At 71.4% G+C, this 19,363-nt stretch carries 18 protein-coding genes and 1 tRNA gene; 9 read left to right on the forward strand and 10 right to left on the reverse strand.

Features of this window, described 5'->3' with window-relative positions; genetic code table 11:
* Complete coding sequence (locus tag WH85_RS05235; RefSeq protein ID WP_045740526.1) at positions 1-1,299, reverse strand: D-arabinono-1,4-lactone oxidase; 1,299 nt, start codon at positions 1,297-1,299, stop codon at positions 1-3.
* A 115-nt stretch (positions 1,300-1,414) separates the two neighbouring features.
* On the opposite strand from WH85_RS05235, the gene WH85_RS05240 reads away from it, so the two are divergent.
* Positions 1,415-2,044, forward strand: a complete 630-nt coding sequence (locus tag WH85_RS05240; protein ID WP_045740527.1) for a TetR/AcrR family transcriptional regulator — start codon at positions 1,415-1,417, stop codon at positions 2,042-2,044.
* 4 nt (positions 2,045-2,048) lie between these two features.
* On the opposite strand, the gene WH85_RS05245 is transcribed toward WH85_RS05240, so the two are convergent.
* Entirely contained in the window at positions 2,049-3,251 is a 1,203-nt protein-coding gene (locus WH85_RS05245; RefSeq protein ID WP_045740528.1) for an amino acid deaminase/aldolase, read from the reverse strand.
* A gap of 197 nt (positions 3,252-3,448) precedes the next feature.
* Here WH85_RS05245 and tmk point away from each other — a divergent pair, with 197 nt between their 5' ends.
* Positions 3,449-5,452, forward strand: a complete 2,004-nt coding sequence (gene tmk / locus WH85_RS05250) for a dTMP kinase (RefSeq protein WP_045740529.1) — start codon at positions 3,449-3,451, stop codon at positions 5,450-5,452.
* Between the two features lie 7 nt (positions 5,453-5,459).
* Here tmk and WH85_RS05255 read toward each other — a convergent pair whose 3' ends face one another.
* On the reverse strand, positions 5,460-6,704 hold the full coding sequence (locus WH85_RS05255) for an SGNH/GDSL hydrolase family protein (protein WP_052720169.1): 1,245 nt from the start codon (positions 6,702-6,704) through the stop codon (positions 5,460-5,462).
* A 42-nt stretch (positions 6,705-6,746) separates the two neighbouring features.
* Positions 6,747-7,943 (reverse strand): DNA polymerase III subunit delta', encoded by a 1,197-nt coding sequence (locus WH85_RS05260; RefSeq protein ID WP_045740530.1) that lies wholly within the window; start codon positions 7,941-7,943, stop codon positions 6,747-6,749.
* Between the two features lie 227 nt (positions 7,944-8,170).
* On the opposite strand from WH85_RS05260, the gene WH85_RS05265 reads away from it, so the two are divergent.
* The 3 genes from WH85_RS05265 to WH85_RS05275 are packed head-to-tail and all read left to right on the forward strand — an operon-like array spanning position 8,171 to position 9,403.
* A complete protein-coding gene (locus WH85_RS05265; RefSeq protein WP_045740531.1) occupies positions 8,171-8,497 on the forward strand; it encodes a YbaB/EbfC family nucleoid-associated protein in 327 nt (108 codons plus the stop codon).
* 52 nt (positions 8,498-8,549) lie between these two features.
* Positions 8,550-8,795 (forward strand): hypothetical protein, encoded by a 246-nt coding sequence (locus WH85_RS05270; protein WP_045740653.1) that lies wholly within the window; start codon positions 8,550-8,552, stop codon positions 8,793-8,795.
* Positions 8,795-9,403: a hypothetical protein gene (locus tag WH85_RS05275; RefSeq protein WP_045740532.1), complete on the forward strand. Its 609-nt coding sequence runs from the start codon at positions 8,795-8,797 to the stop codon at positions 9,401-9,403. Before WH85_RS05270 ends, WH85_RS05275 begins: the two co-directional genes overlap by 1 nt.
* A 135-nt stretch (positions 9,404-9,538) precedes the next feature.
* Here WH85_RS05275 and WH85_RS05280 read toward each other — a convergent pair whose 3' ends face one another.
* Together WH85_RS05280 and WH85_RS05285 are read right to left on the reverse strand one after the other, a co-directional pair.
* On the reverse strand, positions 9,539-9,937 hold the full coding sequence (locus tag WH85_RS05280) for a hypothetical protein (protein ID WP_045740533.1): 399 nt from the start codon (positions 9,935-9,937) through the stop codon (positions 9,539-9,541).
* A 201-nt stretch (positions 9,938-10,138) separates the two neighbouring features.
* Positions 10,139-11,827 (reverse strand): hypothetical protein, encoded by a 1,689-nt coding sequence (locus WH85_RS05285; protein ID WP_157410788.1) that lies wholly within the window; start codon positions 11,825-11,827, stop codon positions 10,139-10,141.
* 258 nt (positions 11,828-12,085) lie between these two features.
* On the opposite strand from WH85_RS05285, the gene WH85_RS05290 reads away from it, so the two are divergent.
* Positions 12,086-12,943, forward strand: a complete 858-nt coding sequence (locus WH85_RS05290) for a PSP1 domain-containing protein (RefSeq protein ID WP_045740535.1) — start codon at positions 12,086-12,088, stop codon at positions 12,941-12,943.
* On the opposite strand, the gene WH85_RS05295 is transcribed toward WH85_RS05290, so the two are convergent.
* Entirely contained in the window at positions 12,940-14,640 is a 1,701-nt protein-coding gene (locus WH85_RS05295; protein ID WP_211275284.1) for a metallophosphoesterase, read from the reverse strand. The genes WH85_RS05290 and WH85_RS05295 overlap by 4 nt on opposite strands.
* Before the next feature lie 165 nt (positions 14,641-14,805).
* On the opposite strand from WH85_RS05295, the gene WH85_RS05300 reads away from it, so the two are divergent.
* Both WH85_RS05300 and WH85_RS05305 read left to right on the forward strand, forming a co-directional pair.
* A tRNA-Thr gene (locus WH85_RS05300) sits at positions 14,806-14,879 on the forward strand.
* Positions 14,880-14,932: 53 nt separating this feature from the next.
* Positions 14,933-15,391: a hypothetical protein gene (locus WH85_RS05305; RefSeq protein WP_045740536.1), complete on the forward strand. Its 459-nt coding sequence runs from the start codon at positions 14,933-14,935 to the stop codon at positions 15,389-15,391.
* Positions 15,392-15,395: 4 nt separating this feature from the next.
* Here WH85_RS05305 and WH85_RS05310 read toward each other — a convergent pair whose 3' ends face one another.
* Together WH85_RS05310 and WH85_RS05315 are read right to left on the reverse strand one after the other, a co-directional pair.
* Entirely contained in the window at positions 15,396-16,034 is a 639-nt protein-coding gene (locus WH85_RS05310; RefSeq protein WP_045740537.1) for a class I SAM-dependent DNA methyltransferase, read from the reverse strand.
* 321 nt (positions 16,035-16,355) lie between these two features.
* Positions 16,356-17,519: an MFS transporter gene (locus WH85_RS05315; RefSeq protein WP_045740538.1), complete on the reverse strand. Its 1,164-nt coding sequence runs from the start codon at positions 17,517-17,519 to the stop codon at positions 16,356-16,358.
* 57 nt (positions 17,520-17,576) lie between these two features.
* Here WH85_RS05315 and WH85_RS05320 point away from each other — a divergent pair, with 57 nt between their 5' ends.
* Positions 17,577-18,740 carry a geranylgeranyl reductase family protein gene (locus tag WH85_RS05320; protein ID WP_045740539.1) on the forward strand — a complete coding sequence of 388 codons (1,164 nt, stop codon included), beginning with the start codon at positions 17,577-17,579 and terminating at the stop codon, positions 18,738-18,740.
* Between the two features lie 57 nt (positions 18,741-18,797).
* On the opposite strand, the gene WH85_RS05325 is transcribed toward WH85_RS05320, so the two are convergent.
* Positions 18,798-19,316 (reverse strand): DUF6226 family protein, encoded by a 519-nt coding sequence (locus WH85_RS05325; RefSeq protein WP_045740540.1) that lies wholly within the window; start codon positions 19,314-19,316, stop codon positions 18,798-18,800.
* Positions 19,317-19,363 lie beyond the last annotated feature (47 nt).

The raw sequence follows: 19,363 nt of genomic DNA on the forward strand, positions 1-19,363 counted from the left end.
CTATTCGCCGAGCACGCGGTTCAGGTAGGCATTGGCGAAGATCCGGGACGGGTCGAACCTGTCCCGGATCGCCAGGAAATCGTCGAACCTCGGATACACCGGGCGCAGCGACGCGGCGTTGCGGTAGTGCAGCTTGCCCCAGTGCGGACGTCCGCCCTGCGCCGCGCACAGTTCCTCGACGGCCCGGAAGTACGGCTCGTACTCGGTGCCGAGGTACTGGTGCACGGCGATGTAGGCGGACTCGCGGTCGTACCCGTGCGACATCCACAGGTCGTCCGGGCCGGTGAACCGCACCTCGACCGGGAACTGCACCCGGAACGGCAGACGGTCGAACAGGGCCGGGAACGCGCCGAGCACCTCGGGCAGGGCGGCGCGCGGGATCTCGTACTCCATCTCGGTGAAACGCACCCGGCGGGACGTGCAGAAGACCCCGGCCGACGGCCCGGTGTACGCCCGCGCGCTCAGCGCCCGGGCCGCGATGCCGTTGAGCGCCGGAACCGTGCGGGGCATCCGCTGGCCCACCTTGCAGACGCCCTGCCAGACGGTGTTGGACAGGAACTCGTCGTCCAGCCAGCCGCGGAACCTCGAGAGCGGCCGGTCGTCGACGTCCACCCGGTTGTTGCGTTTGAGCTGCCCGCGGTCGGTGTACGGGTACCAGAAGAACTCGATGTGGTCGTTGCCCGGGATCCACTCGTCGAGCCCGGCCAGCATCTCGGTGAGCAGCATCGGCCGTTCGTCGGCGTGCAGGGTGAACGCCGGCACACACCGCAGGGTGACCTCGGTGATGATGCCGAGCGCCCCGAGGCCGACGCCGATCGCCTTCAGTTCGGGGGCGTCGGCCGTGAACCGTTCGATCTTGCCGAGGCCGGTGACCAGGGTGACGGCCTCGACGCAGGAGGCGATCGTGCCGTGGCCGAGGCCGGTGCCGTGGGTGCCGGTGGCGATCGCCCCGGCGACGGTCTGCGCGTCGATGTCGCCCAGGTTCGGCATCGCCAGGCCGTGTCCGTGCAGCACGGTGTTGAGTGTTCGCAGCGTCATCCCGGCCTGGACGGTCACCAGTGGGCCGTCGATCGACACGAACCGGTTCATCCGGTGCAGCACCATGCGCTGGTCGTCGGCGACCGCGATGTCGGTGAAGGAGTGCCCGCTGCCGACCACCTTGACCCGCCGGCCGGCCGCCGCGGTCTCGGTGACCGTGGCGGCGATCTCGTCGGCGGAGGCGGGAGTGAGTACGTCGGCGACCGATTCCTGGTTGGTTCCCCAGTTGGTCCAGTGGCGGGCGTAGACAGGGTTAGTCATTCTGGCCTTTGTCCTCCGTCCGAGCGGACAGACGCCCACGGCGTCCCGTCGATGCGCCTCGCTCGTTGATCCGAGTAACGTTCGATTTATCACTGCTGAGAGGGAGTGGCGACGCGTGTCGACACCAACCGTCAGCACCGGACCGCTGAGGCGGGTGCCGGTGCAGGGCAGAAGCGTTGCCCGGGTTCAACGCATGCTCGACGCCTGCGCCGAGCTGGTGGACGAGGTCGGTTATGAGGGCCTGACCACTACTTTGCTGGCTGAGCGGGCCGAGGTCGCCATCGGCTCGGTCTATCAGTTCTTCCCCGACAAGAGGGCCATCGTGCAGGCCCTCGCGCTGCGCAACATGGATGCGTACCTGCAGAGCCTCTCCGACCGGTTCGCGAACGAGACGTTCGCCCATTGGTGGGACGCGGTGGACGCGGCGATCGACGGTTACATCCACATGCACCGCAGCGTGCCGGGTTTCCGGACGCTGCACTTCGGTGACGTGGTGGACCTGCACCTGCTCGACTCCGACCGGGACAACAACGCGGTCATCGCCGAGCGTCTGGCGGAGCTGCTGATCGAGCAGTTCCAGTTGATGGACCGGACCCGGCTGCGGTTCGCGCTGCAGATCTCGGTCGAGGCGGCGGACGCGCTGATCAAGCTGGCGTTCCGGCGTGACTCCAGTGGCGACGAGGCGGTGCTGACCGAGGCCAAGGCGCTCATAAGGGAATACCTGCACCGGCATGTGAACGCCTGAGCGGTCACCCCAGGAACGCACGGCCTTCTCCTCGGTACGTGGGGGCCGGCGTCGCTGTCTCGCCGTCGACGAGTTGGACCTCGTTGACGTGCTCGCACAGCTCGCCGGCCTTGGCGTGGCGGAACCACACCCGGTCGCCGGGGACGAGCTGGTCGGCGACCGCGCCGACCAGGGGGGTCTGCACCTCGCCGGGGCCTTCGTCGGGTTTGTAGCGGAGCCCGTCCGGAAGGTAGGGCACCGGGTGCCGGTCCGGGGCGGCGGGTCCGGAGGCGATCCAGCCGCCGCCCAGTACCGTGGCGATCCGCGGGCCGGGCCGGCGGACCACGGACAGGGCGAAGAAGGCCGCCGGGGTGGGACGCCAGCTCCGGTACGCGTCGAAGATCGCCGGCCCGTACAGGCCGGATCCGGCGGTGACCTCGGTGACGGACGGGTCGGCGCTGGTCGCCGCGATGCTGCCGGTGCCGCCGCCGTTCACGTACTCCAGGTCGGCGTGTTCCCGGACGGCGCGGACCGCCGCGGCACGCCGCTGGAGCAGTTCGGGCATCGCGCGGCTCTGCATCACGCGGATGGCGCGGGCCCGCAGGGCACGTCCGGGCGGATCGTCGCCCACTCCGGCGATGTGGGCCTCGTAGGACATCAGGCCGACCAGGGCGAATCCGTCGCGGCCGGCCAGTTCGCGGGCCAGCGTGCCGGCCTGCGCTGCCGAGTGGACGGGCGAGCGCCGGACGCCGATGTGCAGCCCGGCGGGTCGCCAGGAGGCGTCGAGGTCCATGCAGAGGCGGATGGTGGCACGGTCGTGCGGTGGCACGATCCGGTCCACCAGGTCGAGGTGCCCGGGGTGGTCCACCATGATCGAGATGGCGGCGGCCAGGTCCGGGTCGCCGGCCAGTTCGCGCAGGGCGGCCCGGTCGGCTGTCGGGTAGGCGACCAGCACGTCGTCGGTGACGCCGGTGCGGACCAGCCAGATCGCCTCCGGCAGCGTGTACGCCATCACGCCGTGCCAGCCGGGGCGGGCCAGGACGCGTTCCAGCAGGGCGCGGCAGCGGACGGATTTGCTGGCCACCCGGATCGGTTTGCCGGCGGCGCGTTCCGCCAGCCGGTCGGCGTTGTCGTCGAAGGCGGCCAGGTCGACCACGGCGACGGGGGTCTCGAGGTGGTCGGTGGCCGTACCGAGTCGCCGGCGCAGAGCGGTGCGGTCAGTGAGCACACGCGCACCGTAACGTTTCTCCGGATTATGCGAAAGACATTCATCTCTGTGCCACTCGAACGTGGTCGGGCCGTGCCGGACGGTGCGGCCGGTTACAGTGCTCCGAGCAGTGACCACGGGAGGTAAGGGCCATCAACACGGAAACGCGCCAGGAACCCGGGCCCGTCGACCTCTCCGGTGCGGCGGCGCTGCGCTCCGTGCTGCGCCGACGCGGCTTCCGCCGACTCTGGCTGGTGCTCGCCGCCGCGTCCTTCGGCGACTGGATCGGCATCCTCGCCACCGGCCTGTTCGCCTCGGCCCAGTTCGACAACCCGGCCGCCCAGGGCGCCGCGTTCGGCGGCACGATCGTCGTGCGCCTGCTGCCCGCGCTGCTGCTCGGGCCGATCGCCGGCGTCTTCGCCGACCGGTTCGACCGCCGCTACACGATGGTCATCGTCGACCTGCTGCGGTTCGTCATCTACGGCTCTATCCCGCTGGTCCCGCTCCTCGGCGGCAGCCCCGGCCTGACCGTGGCCTGGGCGACCATCGCCACCTTCATCGGCGAGGCGATCACGCTGATCTGGATCCCGGCCAAGGAGGCCGCGGTCCCCAACCTCATCCCGAAATCGCAGATCGAGGTCTCCAACCAGCTCACCCTGGTCACCACGTACGGAATCACGCCGATCCTGGCCGCCCTGCTGCTCTCCGCCCTGACCGCCGGCATCCAGCAGTCCGGTGCGTCCCTGCCGGACTGGGCACAGCCGGTGCAGATCGCCCTCTACATCAACGCGCTCTCCCGGCTGGCCACCGCCATCGTGGTGTTCTTCGGCATCAAGGAGATCAGCGGCCGCAGCGCCGACCGGGAGAAGGCCGCCGAACAGTCGATGTCCTCCCAGTTCATGGAGGGCTGGAAGTACATCGGCAGCACCCCGCTGGTCCGCGGCCTGGTGCTGGGCATCTTCGGCGCGTTCGCGGCCGGCGGCGTGGTGATCGGCGCGGCCCGCACCTACGCGGTCTCGCTCGGCGCCGGTGAAGCCGCCTTCTACCTGCTCTTCGGCACCATCTTCATGGGCCTGGCCCTCGGCATCGGCCTCGGCCCGATGATCGTCAAGGAACTCTCCCGGCGACGCTGGTTCGGCATGAGCATCGTGCTGGCCAGCGGCGCGGTGATGTTCATGGGACTCGCCTTCCACCTGTCGATGGCCCTGGTCGGCGCGCTGCTGGTCGGCGCGGGCGCGGGCATGGCGTTCCTCGGCGGCACCACCCTGCTCTACGGCGAGATCGACGACGCGCTGCGCGGCCGCACCTTCGCCGTGGTGCAGATCGGCGTCCGGATGGTCCTGATGCTGGCCATCACCCTGGCCGGCTTCCTGGTCGGCCTGGGCAGCTCACGCCGGGTGCAGCTCGGGCCGGTCGGCTTCGACGTCTCCTCCACCCGCGTCCTGCTGCTGGTCGCCGGCGCGATCGGCATCTGGGTCGGGATCAGCTCCTTCCGCCAGATGGACGACAAGCGGGGCGTCCCCGTGCTGGCCGACCTGTGGGGATCGCTGCGCGGCCGCCCGCTCGCACCGGCCGAGTCGTTCGTCCGCTCCGGGGTCTTCGTGGTCTTCGAGGGCGGCGAGGGGGCCGGCAAATCGACCCAGGTGACCCGGCTCGCCGCGACGCTTCGCGAATCCGGGCACAACGTGGTGGTCACCCGCGAGCCCGGGGCCACCGATCTGGGGGTACGCATCCGCGAGCTGGTCCTGGACAAGGCGGAGTCGCCGTCCCCGCGGGCCGAGGCGTTGCTGTACGCCGCCGACCGCGCCCACCACGTCGCCACCGTCGTGCGCCCGGCCCTGTCCGACGGCGCGGTCGTGATCAGCGACCGGTATGTGGACTCGTCGTTGGCGTACCAGGGGGCCGGCCGGACCCTGCCGGTTCAGGAGATCTCCTGGCTCTCCTCGTGGGCCACCGGCGGCCTCAAACCCGACCTGGTCGTGCTGCTCGACGTCGACCCGGGGGTGGGACTGGGCCGGGTCGACGCCCGCGGTGAGGAGGCCGACCGGCTGGAGAGCGAGGCCCGCACCTTCCACGAGCGGGTGCGATACGCGTTCCTCGACCTGGCCGCCGCCGACCCGAAGCGGTACCTCGTGCTGGACGCCGCCCGCCCGGTCGAGGAGATCTCCACCGCCGTCACCGAGCGGCTGTCCGAGTTGCTGGCACCGGTGCCGGCCTCGTGAAACGTGTCTAGCGAAACAGTCGTAGCGGGACGGCGGCTGCCATCGCCGCCATCCCGGCGTCGTTCGGGTGCAGGTGGTCGCCGCTGTCGTACGCCGCCCGCAACCGGAGCGGATCGGACGGGTCACGGACCGCCGCGTCGAAGTCGATCACCCCGTCGTAGGTTCCGGAGCTGCGGATCCACCGGTTGAGCGTGGACCGTTTCCGCTCATTCTCCGGGGAGTGGAAGCCGAGTGTGTCGTCCTTGAACGGCAGGACGGTCGCGCCGTACGCCCGGATCCCGGCCTGGTGCGCCCGCTCGACGAGCTGCTGGTGCCCACCGATCAGATCGTCGGCGGAGACCACCTCGTCCGGCGGGGCCGACGTCCCCGGATGACCGAGATCGTTCACTCCGAGCAGCACCACGAGATGCTCCGCCCCGGGCTGGGCCAGCACGTCCCGGTCGAAGCGGCGCAGCGCGCTCTGCCCGAAGTAGGCGGCGTACGCCTCGGCGCCGCTCCCGGCCGGCGGGTTCGGGTCGTGCAGCAGCCGGTTGCCGGACACCCCGACGTTGGCGATGCCGAACCGGCCCACGAGCCGGGCGCTGAGCAGGTCCGGCCAGCGATGATCGGCGTTGACCTCGGTGTCCGCCCCGTTGGTGATCGAGTCGCCGAGGGTCACGATCGCGCTCCCGGCGGCGTGCACGCTGACGCCGGACAGGAAGAGGTACTGGCCGATCGTGCTCACCGGGGTGATCCGGCGGTCCGCGGTGACGTTGCCGGCCGCGATCATGTTGTCCCGGAAGGCGAACGCGGCCAAGGTGGTGACCGGTGTCCGTTCCGGCAGGTAGACGCTGATCACCAGGTCGGCGTGCGCCTCGGTCGGGAGCGGGACCGGATCGCTGACCAGGGGCGCCCCGGCCGGGATGGTGACGGAGGACCGGCCGCCGAACGTGACCCGGTGATCGGTTCCGGGCACCGTGTCGGTGCTCGCTCCGCCTCCGGACCGCAGTGCCACGTGCACCTCGCCGACGCGCAGCGGCATGACACCGAACTCGTTGGTCAGCCGGATCCGCAGCCGGTCGCCGCCGATGCTGGTGTGCGTCACCTGCCGGACGGTGCGGTCGGTCAGCACCAGCGGCTCGCCGGGTGGGACGGTGGTCGGCACGGCGGCCCAGGTGGCCACCCATCCGGCGGGTTTCGCCCCGGTCGTCGGGAAGGCGGCCGCGGCGGTCGCGCCCGCGGTCAGGGCCAGGATGTCACGACGGGTCGGCACGGTCGCAACATAGATCGCCGTCCATCAATGCGTCAAGGCGGGTCAGCCCTTCCAGAGCGACAGCATCATCGCCTCGACGGCGATCCGCGGCTTCACGTTCTGCTCGATCGCCTGCCGGCAGGCGACGATCGCCTCGAGGCGGCGCAGGGTGCTCTCCGGCGTCCACTTGCGGGCCGCGGCCGCCGACTGGTCGGCCACGTCCTGATGCACCACCGCCACCGGCGCACCCATCGTGGTGACCAGCGTGTCGCGATAGAAACCGGCCAGGTCGACGAGCGCCCGGTCGAGGGCGTCCCGCTGGGCACGGGTGGTCCGCGACTTCTGCCGTTTCTCCAGCTCCTTGATCTGCCCGGCGGCACCGCGCATCGCACCCGCGGCGCCCCGGCCGGTGCCGCCCGCACCGAGCGCCTGCTCCAGGGCGGCCCGCTCGGAGGCGTCGTTCTCGGCGAAGGTGGTCGCCGCCTCCGCCTCGGCCGCCTCGATCAGCGCGGCGGCGGCGTCGAAGCAGGCACCCACCCCGGTCAGCCGGCGCGGCACCGACAGCACCGCCTCCCGCCGGGTCCGGGCCGTCGGGTCGGCGGCCAGCAGGCGGGCCTGCGCCACGTTGCCCTGCGACGCCGCGGCCGCCCACGAGGCGGTCTCCGGCTCGATCCCGTCCCGGCCGGTCAGCGCGCGGGCGACCGCCTCGGCCGGCGCCTGGCGCAGCGCCACGACCCGGCACCGGGAGCGGATGGTGACCGAGATGTCATCCGGATGGGTGGACGGCGTGCAGAGCAGGAACACCGTCCGCGGCGGCGGCTCCTCGATCGCCTTCAGCAGGGCGTTGCCGGCCGCCTCGGTGAGCCGGTCGGCGTCCTCGATCACCACCACCTGCCAGCGCCCGCCGGACGGCGCGGTCGCCGCCCGCAGCACCAGCGCCCGCATCTCGTGCACGCTGATCGACAGGCCCTCGGGTGCGACGAACCGGACGTCCGCGTGGGTCTTGCCCATGGTCGTGTGGCATCCGTGGCACTCGCCGCACCCGGTGCCGTCCCGCTCGCACTCCAGTGCGGCCGCGAACGCCCGCGCCGTCTCGGAACGCCCGGAGCCCGGCGGCCCGGTGAAGATCCAGGCATGCGTCATCCCGCCGGCGCCCGGATCGCCGCCCACCACCCGGGCCGCCGCGGCGGCGGCCCGCCGCAGGATCCCGACCGGCTCGTCCTGACCCACCAGCTCTGCGAAGACGCCTTGCCCAGCCACGTCACGATGGTATTGCCCCGGGCCGCGTGATGCCTCGCCCCGGTTGGCCCGTTACGCAAAGTGACTTATGGTAGTTGCTCATTTGACAGTGAGTGATTACTGCCGAAGTTATCCACAAGGGATTTCTGGCTGTAGCGAGACCGTCACCCGAACCGGTACGGTCTGAACCCCGGAATGCGATGACGGCATGACGCCTGGTGATGTGGTGACGTGGTGAGGAGCCATGGATGGGCCGCGAGATCGACGAGGCCTGGATCGACGAGGCGATCGACCGCTATCGGCGCATCGAGGGTCTGCGCGCCGAGTTCGACCACGCCGTCGCCGCCCACTCCGTGTCGGTGCACTCGCCGGACCGTTCGATCGAGGTCGTCGTCACCGCTGCGGGAGACATTGTGGACGTGAGACTGCACGGTGAGCTGCGCGACCGCGACCCGGCGCGATTCGCGGGCGAGATCCGTGCCGCGGTCGCCGCCGCCTCCGAGGCGGCCCGCTGGGCACGCGAGAAATTGCACGGTGAGGTTTTCGGATCGTTCCGTTCCCTGGAGGGGCACTGAGGTGGATCGACTCGCCGATCAGATCGATCATGCCGCGAACACACTGGCCATCATGGACCGCAAGGTGCCCAACCTCGGCCCCGGTGCCGCCGCCTTCGCCGCCGACGACGCCGGCCGTCCCGGACGGATCGGCCGCGCCCTCTACGCCGGCTGGACCGCCGTGCTCGCCGCCCGCGCCCGGGAGGCCGCCGACGCCTCCGAACGGCTGAGCGAGATGGCCCGATCCGTCCGCTCCGGCGCCCGGCACTACGCGGACACCGACGAGACGGTACGCCGACGGTTCCAGCGAGGGCTGTGATGGACCGGCTGGACCACCTGCTGGACGCGGCCGGCCCGCTCCTCGGCCGGGTCGACGGGGTGCTGTCCACGATCGGCGCCCCGGAGGGCCACGACGTGTGGGCCCAGCTGCGCCGGGTCCGCCTGCTGCCGGGGGACGCGGTCCGCGCGGTGGGCGCGCTGAGCCCCGACCCGATCCTGGACTCGGTGGCCGAACTCCGCGCGGACGCCCGGGCCTACGCGGACCTCGCCGACACGCTGCCGCAGGCGGGCGCGTGGACGGGTGAGGCCGCGGAGGCCTACGAGAAAGCCCGCCGGGCCACGGCCGGGCACCTCAACGGCGGCCCGGACAGTCTCGGCCGGCGCATGGAGGCGACGGCCGACCTCGCCGACGCACTGATCGCCTGGATGGTGCGGGCCCGTGCCGCGGTGGCCGCTGCCCTGGCCGGAGCGCTGGTCTCCACCGAGGCGCTGACCCTCACCGCGACGGGTGAATCCGTGCCGGCGGACGAGGCGCGGGCGGCGGCGGCGATCGGCGCGGTGTTGCTGCGGACGGTCGCCGACAGTTACGACCGGGCGGAGGGCCTCCTGGACGACACGGTGCCGCTGCAGACGCCGAACCTGGTGTGAGGGCCCGCTCCGGGTGCTGGGTTCATCTGTCGTTCCGGACACCGGATCTGGTGTGAGGCGTCAGCTCCGGGGTGAGGTGCCCGACCCACGACTCACCGCGGGCGGCGGGCTGGTCGCACTGCGGCACGTCACAGGTCACTGTCCTCTCCCGAGAGTCCGGAGCCGGTAATACCCCTTGATCCGGTCGGCGGTCACGGCCGTCCCGGGCAGGTGGCGAAGCTGGGCGGGGTGCTGCGCGTCGCCGATCTCGATCACCTCGTAGTACGGCGGGCCGTCGAAGTCCGCGACGACATCGCCCAGCTCGTTGACGACGTAGTCGAGCCGCAGACCGGCGGCCGGTCCGTCGACGCACACCGCGCCGGACGGGCTGAGGTCGAGCCGGGGCGTGTGGACGAGTCGATCCAGGCTGAACTCGGCCGTGATCTCGTCGTCGGTGGCGCTGTCCGGCACGGTCGCCGTCACGCCGTCGGGAAGGAGCAACAACCGGCGGCCCGAGCTGCCGGGCTGCCCCACCACACCACGGCGTTCCGTCATCGGAACAGCCTTTCAACTCCGGCCGCGTCTGTCATCACCGTTCGACCCGTCCCGACCGCATCGGATCGGCGGGGAGACGGCGGTCGGCCGGGACCGAGCGAAATGCCGGGTGGGGTGGCCCCCGCCACCCCACCCGGCTGCCTCACGGGCCGGAGGCGCCTGTTCGCCGGAGTCGGCTTCCGGTCCTGGTGGAGGACGGGGTCAGGGCTCGGTGCGGCGGCGACGGGTGCCGGCCAGCAGGGCCACGACACCGCCCACGATCAGGCCCGCCCCGGTCAGGAACAGGGGAGCGGTGCCGGGGCCGGTGACCGGGAGTCCGGCGGCCGGCGCGCCGGTTCCGGTTCCGGATCCGGAACCGGCGCCTGCGTCGGAGCCGGTGGCGGGGGCGCCGGTCAGGCCGGGTGCGGCGTTCGTCTCGGGGGCCACCGCGGCTGCTTCGAGGACCCCGATGCCCAGGTCGGCCACCACAGTGGACGACTGTCCGGTGCCGCGTGCCACCGAGAGGTGGATCGCGGTGGCCTTGGCCGCTGCCGCCTTGCCCTTGGTCGCCTGGCGGACGTCACCCAGCGCGATGCGCAGAACGGCTCCCTCCACACCGGACCCATCGGGAGTGCTGGATCGGTTGGGGGTGCTCTCCGGGCCGGCCAGGCGGGGGAGACTCTCCAGGGTCGGCACCGGCAGCGGGGCAGCCGGCGACACCTCGCCCTCGTCGCCGGAGGGCGCGGCCGACTCGGTGAGGGGCGAAAGATCATTACTCAGGGGTACGTCTACGTGATCACCGGCAGTGGTGAGACGCGCCGGACGACCCTCCCGGGTGGTCACCTCCAGCGTGGCAGGCTGGTAGGCGACCCGTGTCCCCGCGGTGGTGGACATCGTCACGCGCAGGACGGGCGGTTTCAGGAGGCGGAGGCGTACCGCACCGTCGACCAGGGTGATCCGGCCGCCGGTGACCGTCGCGGTGGCCTCCGAGGACAGGTCACCGCCGGAGGCGCGCAGGGCGGTCCCGCTGATCGCGGCCAGTTTCTCCGGGGCGCGGACCAGGGAGGCGCTGCCGCCGCCGGCCAGGGTCACCCGGCTCAGCGCGGCCTGCGCGCTGGACACCTCGCCGGTGCTCGTGCCGCAGGCCAGGCCGTCGCGCCAGCGGGCGTGGGCGCCGATCGTGCCGGCGCCGACGCGGAGGGGGCCGAAGCGGCGTTCACCGGTACGGCGTTCGGTCGCCTTCCGGTGGCTGGGCGGGGCCTGTTGCGTGACGGTCTCGCCGTTCGCCGAACGCCCGTCGGCCTTGCCGTTGAGGACCCGGGCGGCGCCGGCCGAGGCGACTGGATTGTCGGCGATCATGACGCTCCGGACGTCGCCCAGCCCGATGTCCCCGAGCGGCTCGGCTGATCCGGCGGATCCGCCGGCTGGCGTCCGCTCGCCGGCTGGCGTCCGCTCGCCGGCGGGGGAACGCTTGTCGGATGGCGAACGGTCGGCGGGGCCGCCGGCTTCGGGGGAGGGGCTCGACCGGCTGGCCGAGGGCTCGACGCTGTCGTCCGGGCCCGCGCTCTCCGCCACCGGATCGGGCCGCTCCGCGCCATCATCCGAGAGCACGTCGGGACCTTCCGACGGAACCAGGGTCATGGGTGGCTCGTACGATGAATCAGTTTTCGGATCTTTCAAGATCTCGCCGCTCTCTTCCGGGCCGGGAGACGCCCGGGTCCCGGCCGGAGACGCTGTGGCGCGACCGGCGTCGAGTTTGTTGATGCGGAGCACCTCGGCGCCCGACTGTGCGGCGTAATGCAGGGCCCGCCCGCACGGCAGGGGCGCGGCGGCGGCGGGCAGCGGCGTGGTGAGCGTGCTCGCGAAGCCCAGCGCGACGAGACTGGCGGCCACCGACCTGGCGGGTGTCATGGCGGTTCCCTTCGACAGGAGTGCCGCTTGCGACGGCGACATGTATCGCCGCCGACGGCGACATGAGTGCCGCCGATGGCGACGGGACGTGCCGCAGAGGGCGACGGGATCGCCGGTTGCGACGGCGACGGAAGTGCGTCTTCGGACCTGCCAACGAGGGTCGATAGGGCCGGTTGCGCGACATCAATGCGACAACCCGCGCGGGTAGTTCAAAACCGGCATTTGGTGCGGCTTGTCGGCCGTCGTAGGGTTGATCGCATGGGCATGCTGTGCGCGGTCAGCTTCAACCGGTACGGCCGCCTCTACTACCTCGATCCGAACGGGTTCACGCCGGCGGTGGGCGACCGCGTGCTGGTGCCGACCGACGACGGTCCGGAGGTGGCGGAGTGCGTCTGGGCGCCGCAATGGGTCGACGAGGAGACCTCCGGGTTTCCCAAGGTCGCCGGTCTGGCGGACGACAAGGATGTGCGCCGCGACGAGGTGCTGCGCAAACGTAAAGCCGAGGCGAAGGTCGCCGCCAAGAAACTGATCAAGGCCCACGAGCTGCCGATGAAGGTCGTCGCCGTCGACCACGTGCTGGACCAGACCGGCGGCGGTGGTTCACGGACGACGATCTACTTCACCGCGCCGCACCGGGTCGACTTCCGGTCCCTGGTGCGTGACCTGGGGGCGACCCTGCACTGCCGGGTCGAGCTGCGCCAGCTCTCGGCCCGGGACTCGGCCCGGGTGCAGGGCGGCATCGGCTCCTGCGGGCGCGACCTGTGCTGCGCCACGTTCCTCACCGACTTCGAGCCGGTCACCATCCGGATGGCCAAGGACCAGGATCTGCCGCTCAACCCGCTGCGGATCTCCGGCGCGTGCGGGCGGTTGATGTGCTGCCTCAAGTACGAGCACCCGCTGTACCAGTCGTTCCAGGCGTCGGCGCCGGCCGTCGGCAGCCGGGTCACGACGCCCGAGGGTGACGGCCGCGTCGTCGCGCACAGCGTGCCGAAGGACTCGGTCGTGGTCCGCCTGGACGCGGACGGCTCCCGCTGCTCGTGCAGCCGTGCCTCGGTCTGCGGTCCGCGGCAGGCCCACGACGCCCGCTACCCCGACCCGGCCCAGGAGCAGGCCTAGGAAACCGTGATCGGATCCTCGATCCGGTGAACGGTCAGTGGTGTCTCCGGGCGCAGCCACGGCGTGTGCGGCTCGCCGTCCGGGTCGGCCGACCACTTCTTGCACACCCGTTCGACGCCGACCGGGTGGATGGTGAGCGTGCCGTCGGCGGTGATGTGCATCCGCAGGAAGCTCTTGCCGTCCTCGATGCCCTGACCGGCGAACAGCTCGTTGTGGTTGACGTCGAACCGGCTCGCCACCAGCAGGTAGAGCGCCAGCAGCTGGGTCGACAGCACCGCGATCACCGGGCCGTAGACGACGGCCGCCACGACCAGCGGGCCGGGCCACTCCCAGTCCTTGAACGGCAGCTGCAGCCACACCCAGGCGCCGGCACCCGCCAGGGCGAGCTGCAGCAGGCCGTGGGCGATTCCCAGCAGCCAGTGCCGGGCGTGTTTCGCCGACGCGGCCCCCGGCGGCTTCGCGAACAGCACCGTGCCGGCCATCACCACCCCGACCATGATCAGCAGCGGGATGCTGAAGAGCCGCTGGATGTTGATCGACGGGCTGTCGGCCTGCGCGCCGAGCGTCTGCACCTGCTCCATGACGACGGTTGCGCCGGCCATCGCCAGCATCGTCAGCGTCTGGATGATGCCGAGCATGGTGGCGAACCCGGCGTTGCGCCGCGGCAGCCGGTGGAACACGCCCCAGCTCCAGCGCCGTGACGTGCGGGCGTCCGGGAACCGTGCCTGCAACTGGTAGTCGCGGCTGCGGCTCCGGCTGCGGGTGAGCGTCTCCTTCGGCGGCACGGTCAGCTTCCCCGGCAGGGTCTCGGTGCCCAGCAGGTAGGCCCCGCCGCCACCGCAGGTGATCAACTCCCGGTCGGGTCCGGAGTAGCGCGCGTAGTGGTGCAGGTCGCCGGAGACCAGCACCCGCACCTCGGCCCGGGTCGGCGCCAGAATGGTCCGGATGAAGTAGTCGACCGCGTCGTACGCCTCCGGCTTGTCGACCGCCTTCACCCAGGTCGGCGACGGTGTCATCAGCATGATCCGGTCGTCCGGGCCGACCTCCCGCGCCGCCCTCTCGAAATACAGCAGCTGCGGGTCGTCGATGTACGCGCCGAACTGCTCGTCGACCGCGAACAGCCACCAGTTCCCCGGCAGCTTCACCGCGAAGTACGAGCGCCGCTGTTCGGTCCGCCATCCACCGATGTGACCGTCCTTGCGACGGGCGAACAGGCGCAGGAACGCGGTCAGACCGTCGTACCAGTCGTGGTTTCCGGGCAGGGCGAACAGCGTAGGCCGCGGCACCCCGGCCGGCGCCTCGGGCAGGGCCGCCCGGTACGGCCCCTTCATCCGGTTCTCGTAGCCGTCACCGTTCGCCAGCGGATAGACCTGATCGCCACCCATCAGCAGCAGCCGGCCACGCGGCAGCCGCTCGCCGTCGACGTCCAGCTCGGGCTGGGCCAGCAGGTAGGCGATCGAATAGGTGGCGTCGAACCCGTCACCCAGGTCCGCCACGTAGTCCAGCCAGAGATCGCCGTCCGCCGTGGTGGAGTGATCGAAGAAGTCGCCGTCCAAAGCGTGCTGAAGTTCCCGTTTATCCAGGTACGCCCCGAAGAAGATCGCCAGAAGCGCGCGGAGGCCGGTGCTGAGCAGCAGCAGCGGCGCCAGCCAGCCGACCCGCTCCTTCGGCGTGAACCCCAGCTCCTGGGGATCCATGCTCCGCGGCCGATCCGGAACGGTCTGCTCCGCCGGCCGTGACTGCCGGGGAACGATCGGCTTCGTTTGATCCTGGTTCACCTGAGCCACAGTAGCCACGAGGTATGACTGCTGCCGTACCCGCGTGAGAGCTTCGGGGTCTATGCCGTAGGATGAGTCCTCGTTGCCGCCTTAGCTCAGTCGGCTAGAGCGACGCACTCGTAATGCGTAGGTCGACGGTTCGATTCCGTCAGGCGGCTCAGCGAGAAACCCCAGGTCACATGGCCTGGGGTTTTTTCATGGGGAGGTCGGCATGGGTGTGCTGTACGACTATTTCCGGGCGCCCGCCCTCGACGAGGTGCGCCGCCTCCTGGACGACACCGAGGGCGAGTCGCCGCTGGGGACCTTCGACGGTCTCGATCTGAAGTCCCTCGAGCCCAGCGTGGTCGTCGGGCAGTTGATCGCCGCCGTGCTCGACCAGGAGTGGACCATGAGCCTGGTCGCCGACCGGCTGATCTGGCCGATGAGCGCCGAGACCGACCCGGAGTATGACGGCCCCTGGGTGACCGTTCTCGGCGACCACGCCCGCGACGTCCTGGCCGGCATCCCCGCCGACCGGGTGCCGGCCCTGGCCACCCAGTGGGCCACTGCCGAGGAGTTCCACGGCCATGGGGACCCGTCGTTCCTGGCGACGGTGATCCCCGAGCTGTCCGCGCTGGCTTCGCGGGCCCGCGAAGCCGGCGAATCCCTCTACTGCTGGTCCTCCCTCTGACTCCTCAGCGGGCGACCAGCACCGCCCCGGGCAGGACACCATCGCTGCCGGGCAGGTCCATCCGGGCCTCCACGGTGAAACCGGCCTCCACCAGCCAACCGGCCACCCGCTCCGGTGGTCGGTGGAAGACGTGCAGGTTCATCGGGTGGCCGCCGTAGCCCTCCGACTTGAAGCGCACCTGGTCGCCGACGAAGAAGCCGACCATCAGCGGCGCGCCGGCCCGCAGCACCCGCCGGAACTCGCCGAGCGCCACCCGGGCCGCGTCGTCGGGCACGTGGATCAGGGACCACCAGGCCAGCAGGCCGCCCACCGCGTCGTCCGGCAGATCCAGATCGGTCATCGACCCGACTGAGAACCGCAGCCCGGGATGGTCGCGCCGGGCTGCGGCGAGCATGCCGGGGGAGAGGTCGATGCCGAAGACGTCCAGGCCCAGCCCGGCCAGGAATCCGGTGATCCGCCCGGTGCCGCAGCCGACGTCCGCCACCGGGCCGTCGCCGGAGCGCCGGACGAGGTCGGCGAAGAGGTTCAGCAGGGCCTGGTCGTACGGCGAGTCCTCGAGGTGGCCCCGCAGCATGTCGGCGTAGCTGTCCGCCACCGTGTCGTAAGAGGTCCGTGTGTCCTGCAGCCAACCGTCCACAGTCATGACTCGGAACACTAGACATGTTTCGTGGTCAGGGTGCGAAGCCCGTCCGCGTGGTGATTTCGGGCGCGCTGGACGCCCCAATTCACCACACCCGTGGTGGTGTGGTGATTACGGGCGCGCTGGACGCCCCAAGTCACCACACCCCTGGTGGTGTGGTGATTATGGGCGCGCTGGACGCCCGAAGTCACCACACCCGTGGTGGTGTGGTGATTACGGGCGCGCTGGACGCCCGAAGTCACCACGCTGTTGTGGGTGTGGTGAATTCGGGCGTGCTGAGCACCCGAAATCACCACGGAGGCAGACCCTGACTGCGAAAGGTGACTAGCGAGGCTCGCGGATCACCGTGCTGATCGACGTGGACAGGATCAGCAGGACGGCCACGGCGAGGAGGCCTTTCAGCACGGTCACGTGGTCGCCGAGCAGGCCGATCAGGGGCGGCCCGCCGAGGAACGCCAGATATCCGATAGAGGCCACCACGCTCACCCGGGCCGGGGCGCGGGACGGCTCGTCCGCCGCGGCGCTCATCCCGACCGGGAAGCCGAGGGAGGCACCCAGACCCCAGAGCAGCACCCCGGCGTACGCCACCGCGACGTGCGTGCCGAACACGAAGAGCAGCAGCCCGGCGAGACCGCTCACCGCGAGTGCCCGCAGCACCGGCACCCGGCCGTAGCGGTCCAGCAGCGCCGGACCCCACCAGCGGCCGACGGTCATCGCCGCCAGGAACGTCGCGAACGCGAGGGTGCCCACCGCGGCCGGCGCATCGTAGTCGTCGATCAGCGCCACGCTGATCCAGTCGATGCCCGCGCCCTCGGTGAACGCGAACGCCAGCACGAACACCCCGATGAGCAGGGTGCGGGGTTCCGTCCAGGCGGCCATCGGTGACGATCCGGCCGACGACGATGACGGGGAGTCGTCCGGCAGGTAGTCACGGACCGCGACCAGCACGGCGATCACCGCGACCGCCACGCAGACGCTCACGTGCACCCCGATGGAGATCCCGGCGGCGACGGCGCCCGCCCCGATCAGCGCACCGGCCACGGTGCCGATGCTGTACCCGGCGTGGAACCTCGGCATGATCGCCCGGCCGATGCGCCTCTCCACGATGGTGCCCTGGACGTTCATCGCGACGTCCCAGGCACCGGTCGCGAACCCGTACACATAGAGGGAGACGACCACCGGGACGACGCCGGACCGGTAGCCGAGCGCGACGCCGCCCAGACCGAGGCCGAGCACCACGGCGGTCACCATGACCGTGCGGCGGGATCCGAACCGGCCCACGATCGGCCCGGCCAGCGGCAGCGAGGTGACCGAGCCGGCGGCGCTGGCCAGCAGTACCAGCCCCAGCTGGGAGGGGGTGAGGCCGAGGGCGTCACGGATCTGCGGGATGCGCGCGGCGAAGCTCGCCATCGCGACGCCGAGGAAGATGAAGGTCAGATAGACCGCTCGGGTGGGTACCCGCAGAGCGGTCGCCGTCGCGCTGTTCAATGCGTCAGCCCCGTGGAGATGGATACGATTCGCGTTCAACCTAACTAAACTTCAGACATGCGGCACGCGCCGGAATGGGATGTGGCGGTGGTCGGTGCCGGGCCCGCCGGCCTGTCGGCGGCGCACGCTGCGGCGTCGGCGGGCGCCCGGGTGATCGTGCTGGAGCGCGCCGAGCATCCGCGTTACAAGACCTGCGGCGGCGGGCTGCTCGGCGTCTCGCTGCGGATGAGTGCCGCGACTCTCGCCGTGCCGGCCCGGGACGTGATCACCGCGGTCACCTTCACCCACGACGGGCGCCGGGCGTTCACCCGCCGCTCACCGGGCGATCCGGTGGTGACCATGGTCCGGCGGGACGACTTCGATCACGCCTGGATGCGGTCGGTGGTCGAGGTGGGTGCGACCGTCCGGCAGAACGCGGTGGTCCGGGCCGTTTCGCAGGATGGGGGTACGCCTACCGTCAGCCTGGCCACCGGTGAGGCGGTGACGGCCTCCGTGGTGATCGGCGCGGACGGTTCGGCCGGGGTGACCGCCCGGCACGTCGGTGTCGCCTTCGAGCAGCAGGATCTCGGGCTGGAGGTGGAGCTTGCGGCGTCCCCGGGTGACCGGTCCCGCTGGCGTGGCCGCCTGTTGCTGGACTGGGGGCCGGTTCCCGGCTCGTACGGCTGGGTGTTCCCCAAGGACGACCAGCTCACCGTCGGCGTGATCATGGAGCGTGGCCGTGGTGACCAGACCAAGCGTTACCTGCGGGAGTTCCTCGCCCGGCTGGGTCTCGACGACCGTCCGGTGCTGCGGGACTCGGGGCACCTGACCCGTTGCCGCCGACCGGATTCGCCGGTGCGCCGGGGCCGGGTTCTGGTGGCCGGCGACGCGGCCGGTCTGCTCGAGCCGTGGACCAGGGAGGGCATCAGTTTCGCCCTGCGCTCCGGGACGTGGGCCGGAACGGTCGCGGCCGGCGGTGGTGACCTCAGCGAGTACGACCGTCTGGTCGCGGACGGCCTGGCTCCGGAGATGGCGGCCGGCCGTCGCCTGCTGGGGCTCTTCCACCGGTATCCGGGGCTGGTGCACGCGGCGTTCGCGAGCCCGCCGGGCTGGCGGGCGTTCACCGGGTTCTGCCGTGGTGACCTGACCATGGCCCGGGTGACGGGTCACCGGGTCGCCGGCCGGGTGGTGGGCCTGCTCGGCGGCCGGACGCAGGCGGGGTTGCGGCCGGCCGCCGGCTGAGGGGCCCGATCACGACGGGGTGGCCGGCGGTGCTGACGTGCCGGCCGGTGGTGGAGTTCAGGAGCGGACCTGCCAGGGCGCCCACTGCATCGGGGAGGCGAACCCGCCGCGGCGGGCATCGCGGGCGTCGGCGGCGGGAAGGAGGCCTTCCCGGCTCGACTTCACCCCGGCGCCGATCAGTTTCGTCTCGAACCAGGAGCCGCCGACGCCGCGGCGGACGCGTTCCCAGAGACCACCCTCGACCACCGCGGCGCTGTGCGCGTGCAGCCTCTCCACCAGCCGGGCGGGCTGCTCGTCACAGTCGTCGCAGGCGCAGGCAGGAAGGGGTTCCTCCCACCACCGCCCGAGTCGCAGGACCAGGCCGGGGTCGGTGAAGTGGATCGCCACCGGCGCTGCCGTGGGTGTACGAGGAATGAGCCGGACCGTTCGCACGAGCGCGTCATCGAGCCCGAGCGCCTCTTTCGTCTCCCGCCGTTCCACCAGGTAACGGGAGGTCAGGTCGTCCAGCAGGGTTTCGGCTGCCTCGTGCAGTGAGCCGAAGCAACCGGTGTCGGTGGCGTGTGTGTACCCGTCCACCTCTGCAGTATGCCGCGCTCGGCCCGCGACACCCACACGCTCTGGGA

Origin of the sequence: Actinoplanes rectilineatus, from assembly GCF_000962825.1 — a bacterium.
GTDB lineage: Bacteria > Actinomycetota > Actinomycetes > Mycobacteriales > Micromonosporaceae > Actinoplanes > Actinoplanes rectilineatus.